The organism is Candidatus Synechococcus spongiarum SH4, assembly GCF_000586015.1.
GTDB classification, from domain to species: domain Bacteria; phylum Cyanobacteriota; class Cyanobacteriia; order PCC-6307; family Cyanobiaceae; genus Synechococcus_B; species Synechococcus_B spongiarum_F.
Window position 1 is genome coordinate 1 of the sequence record NZ_JENA01000261.1, and the last position, 2,245, is coordinate 2,245.

Below are 2,245 nucleotides of genomic sequence, written 5' to 3' on the forward strand. Positions count from 1 at the left end.
CCTTAAACTATTATAACTCAGATTGAGATGCCTGAGCTTGTAGAGTCCATTGAACATATTTGACGGTAAGCTGGTTAGGCTGGTATCATGTAGATCAAGATAGTATAGGTTAGGAAGCTTATTGAACACACCCTGTGGCAGACTGGTGAGAGCGTTGCCACCCAGAAGGAGAGCGTTGATATGGGAGAGTCCATTGAAATCATTTGCGGTCAACGAGGTAATTCCTTTATTACTGAGATTGCAAATCTCATGACCGGAGACTACTAAACCTCCTAACCCCCAAGGATATTTATTTTTCTTTTTACGATTTTCAAAGGCTAACTTACGTATGACTACATGCCCAGACTCAAATGCATCATGGCGTTCACAAATGTTCCGAGTCTCGGAGCGAGCGCTGGGAGAGAGGAGAAGGAGAGCCGCCAGGGACAGGTACATAGCCGCCCACGTCCCGCCAGGCCGGAGGCGATTGTTATTCAGAAAATCAATCCCGAACCTGCTTCGTGTCATGGTCCTGAATTCCCGTTTGAGCGGCGACTTTAGCATATCCGGAAATTGCCCCTTCCCCATGGGCGCCTGCCTGAAACCCCAGCGATCCTGCCCCAAAGCCCCAAAGTCTCTCCCCACTTTACGGCTCCCGGCCCTAGCGTCACAGACAATGCAACGGTCCCATGGACGGCCAGTTTCGTGTGGTGGTGGTAGGGGGTGGTTTTGCAGGCCTCACCACTGCCCTATCGCTTGCCCACAAGCGCAGCAGCGTGTCGGTTGTGCTGGTGGAGCCCCAGGAGCATTTCCTCTTCACCCCCCTGCTGTATGAACTCCTCAGCGGTGAACTGAAGACCTGGCAGGCGGCGCCCAAGCTGGAGCGCCTGCTGGAGGGCCGGGGTATTGCCCTGCTGCAGGACCGGGTCACCAGCATCAACCGCCGGACCCGTTGTCTCGCCACCGGCAGTGGCCGTGAACTGAGCTTTGATCGTCTTGTGCTGGCCTGTGGCGGGGTCCTCCAGTCCTTTGGCGTTGCCGGCGTCACGGATCATGCCATCGGCTTCCGCGCCATGGCGGACCTGGGGCGTCTGCAACGCCTGGTGCAACGTCTGCAAACCCAGCCCCGCCCCCTGCAACGTCTGGCGATTGTGGGGGCGGGCGCCAGCGGGGTGGAACTGGCCTGCAAGCTGGCGGATCTGCTGGCGGGTCAGGCCCTGATCGAGCTCATTGAGCAGGGGGACAGCGTTCTGGCGGGAAGCCGTGAATTCAACCGTCAGCAAGCTCTGGCGGCGTTACGGAAACGGGGTGTACTGGTGCGCTGCCAGAGCCGGGTACAGATGGTGGCGGCGGATCGCCTCACCCTGCTTGTCCAGGGACAGACGGAGACCCTGCCCTGTGCCGGCGTGCTCTGGACCGCGGGCCTGGCGGTGGCGCCGCCGCCGCTGCTGCCGTCAGTGCCGACGGATCCCCAGGGGCGGCTCATCTGCCGGACAAACCTGCTACTGGCGGGGGAGGAGGCGATTTTTGCCGCCGGTGACGTGGCGGCGGTACCACGCCAGAAGGGGAAGCAGCCCCTGCCGGCCACGGCCCAGGTGGCCATGCAGCAGGCGCCGGTGCTGGCCCGCAACATTCTGGCTTCCCTTGATGGGGAGGCCCTCCAGGACTTTCAATGGAACGACCTGGGGGAGATGCTGAGCCTTGGTCGCGGCCAAGCCGCCATCACCGCCAAAGGCTTCACCATGGCGGGACCAACAGCGGCCAGACTTCGGGAAGCCGTCTATCTGGCGCGCATGCCCGGGGCGGGGCATCGCCTGGCCGCGGCGGTGGGCTGGCTGGGGGAACACTTGAAGCCATGACCACGACCACCTTGTCCCGCCCCCGTGGCTTGCTCATCGACGCCATGGGCACCCTTCTGGAACCCGCCGCCCCTGTGGCCGTCACCTATGCCCGGAAGGCTGCCGCCATGGGCATCACGGTGTCCCCCGGGCAGATCGGCCCCGCCTTCCATGCCGCCTATCGGGCGGCGCCCCCCATGGCGTTCCCGGACCGGTCGGTGAAATCCCTTGATCAACAGGAAAAGGAATGGTGGCTGGCCTGCGTGGGGGACACCTTCCAACGGGCAGGCCAGCCGCTGGAGACAACCGTGCTGCGCCAACTCACCGGTCAACTCTTCTACCACTACGCCAGCCCCGATGCCTGGGTGGTGCCGGAGGACGTGCCCCGCTGTCTCCAGCGTTGGCACGGCGCCGGCCTCAAGCTGGCT

2 protein-coding genes and 1 pseudogene are annotated in these 2,245 nt (G+C 62.3%); 2 read left to right on the plus strand and 1 reads right to left on the minus strand.

The genetic code is table 11. The features are described 5' to 3' along the window. The coding region (locus tag BG35_RS12520) for a leucine-rich repeat domain-containing protein (RefSeq protein ID WP_161632601.1) at positions 1-567 on the minus strand (567 nt) is incomplete at its 3' end. A 101-nt stretch (positions 568-668) separates the two neighbouring features. On the opposite strand from BG35_RS12520, the gene BG35_RS0109430 reads away from it, so the two are divergent. Then, the gene (locus BG35_RS0109430) at positions 669-1,838 is read left to right on the plus strand and encodes an NAD(P)/FAD-dependent oxidoreductase (RefSeq protein ID WP_025782623.1); all 1,170 of its coding nucleotides are present in this window, start codon (positions 669-671) and stop codon (positions 1,836-1,838) included. Continuing rightward, positions 1,835-2,245, plus strand: a pseudogene (locus tag BG35_RS0109435) (HAD-IA family hydrolase); the annotation flags it as partial. The gene BG35_RS0109430 and the pseudogene BG35_RS0109435, both read left to right, overlap by 4 nt.